Below are 1478 nucleotides of genomic sequence, written 5' to 3'. Positions count from 1 at the left end.
GGCCCAGGGCCTGCTCACGGACGTACGCCTCGATGAGGGGCAGCTGCTCGGGTTTCCCCAGGTGCCTGCGGAAGACATCCGCCTTGCCCAGGCCGCAGCCGGTGAGTTCGTCGAAGAGCCGCATCACCTGTTCGTGGAAGATGACGACGCCGCGGGTCTCCCGCAGGATCGGTTCGAAACGCGGGTGGATGTAGTCCGGCACGACCTCGCCGTGCCGCGCCTGCAGGTAGAGCAGGGGCATGTTGTTCTGCATCGGGCCGGGTCGGAACAGGGAGATCTCCACGGTGAGGTCGTTGAAGACCTCGGGCTGCAGCTTGCCGACGAGCTCCATCTGGCCTGGCGACTCGAGCTGGAAGATGCCGAGGGTGCGCGTCGAGCGGATGAGCTCGAAGGTCGGCTCGTCGTCGAGCGGGATCCGGTCGAGGTCGATGCTCTCTCCGGTGAGGCGTCGGTGCTCCTCGACGGCATGCGCCATCGCAGACTGCATCCGAACGCCCAGGATGTCGAGCTTGATCAGGCCCATCGGGTCCATGTCGTGCTTGTCGAACTGCGACATCGGCAGTCCCATTCCCGACGCCTGCACCGGGGTGCGGTCGAGCAGGCTCGCGTCGGAGAGGATCACGCCGCACGGGTGCACCGAGATGTGCCGCGGCAGCCGGTCGAGCCGTGCGGTGAGGTCGACCAGCTGATCGAGCTGCTGCGAGGCGCGCACTTCGGCGGCGAGCGGTTCGAGCTCGGGCTTCTCCTCGAGGGCACGGCGGAAGTCGCGGGCGTTGAACCGCCACATCTGCTTCGCGATCGCCGACACCTGCCCGGCATCCATGCCGAGGGCCAGCCCGGCGTCCCTGACGGCGCCGCGGCCGCGGTAGGCGTTGGTCATCGACATCAGCGAGACCCGGTCGGCACCGAAGGTCTGGAAAATGGCGCGGTAGATATCGTGGCGGCGCGCTGACTCCACGTCCAGGTCGATGTCGGGCAGGGTCTGGCGTTCGGGGGAGAGGAACCGTTCCCAGAGCAGGCCGTTCGCGATCGGCTCGACCGATGAGGTGTGCAGGGCGTAGTTGAGCACCGAGCCGACGCCGGAGCCACGGGCCTGGATACGAACGCCCATGCCCCTGACGAGGTCGGCGACGCGGGCGACCGTGAGGAAATAGCTCGCGAAGCCGAGATGCTCGACCGTCGCCATCTCGTACTCGAGGCGGGCGTGCGCCGTTTCGACCGCCGTCCGACCGGATGCCGCGTAGCGTTCGTCGACGCCGGATCGTCCGCGTTTCCAGAGTTCGGCGAGCGGGTCGCCGGTGACCCCGATCACGCGTGCCTCCGGCATCCGCGGGGTACCGAGGCCGATGTCGGCCTGCGGGTCGAGGGTGCAGCGGTCGGCGAGCATGTCCGTATCGCGCAGCAGCCGGTTGAGCGCGCCGCCACGATATCTACCGCGCCATTTTCCAGACCTTCGGTGCCGACCGGGTCTCGCTGAT

Annotated in this window: 1 pseudogene; it reads right to left on the bottom strand. The window is 68.1% G+C overall.

Annotation, left to right across the window (positions count from 1 at the left end):
• Positions 1-1387, bottom strand: a pseudogene (locus tag QN345_RS18960) (DNA polymerase III subunit alpha); the annotation flags it as partial.
• Positions 1388-1478: the final 91 nt, after the last annotated feature.

The organism is Cryobacterium sp. 10I1, from assembly GCF_035019805.1.
Lineage (GTDB): Bacteria > Actinomycetota > Actinomycetes > Actinomycetales > Microbacteriaceae > Cryobacterium > Cryobacterium glucosi.
Note: the sequence above shows the minus strand (reverse complement) of the source record. Positions and strands in the feature narration are given on the sequence as shown.